This is a genomic window from Arthrobacter sp. 10L430 (assembly GCF_056395245.1).
In genome coordinates this window covers 1-383 of sequence record NZ_JBFTJD010000084.1, presented here as the reverse complement: position 1 = coordinate 383, position 383 = coordinate 1, and the positions used below count along the sequence as shown (strand labels likewise).

The 383-nt window shown below is 56.1% G+C and carries 1 protein-coding gene; it reads right to left on the bottom strand.

Going from position 1 to position 383, the window contains the following annotated elements; all coding sequences use genetic code 11:
* Positions 1–383 (bottom strand): hypothetical protein (locus AC1DDG_RS21775; protein WP_476877708.1); only part of this gene is annotated, 383 nt, incomplete at both ends.

Sequence of the window (383 nt, the reverse complement as noted above, 5' to 3'; positions counted from 1 at the left end):
AGCGTTTCGGAATCGACCGACAAGGTTTCGATATCGTGTGGCCCGTCGAAGGGAACGCCGTCTTTGTGAGCGACCGGAAAATAGCCCATGGTGAGGGTGACACCCTGGGAGACCTCGCGAAGAACCTTGGAAGCACGCGACCAACTGGGGGTGAGGGTGACACCCTGGGAGACGCGACGGCGAAGTTCCTGTAAAGATGCCTTGACGCCAATGGGGATATCGTCGCCAGTCGTGGAGGCAACCGCGCCGCCGACCTCGTCAAGGATCAGATCGACGTGTTCACAGAAAATGATCTGCGAGTAGTCAGTGAGCGGAACATAGAGGATCAGATCGACGTGTTCACAGAAAATGATCTGCGAGTAGTCAGTGAGCGGAACATAGAG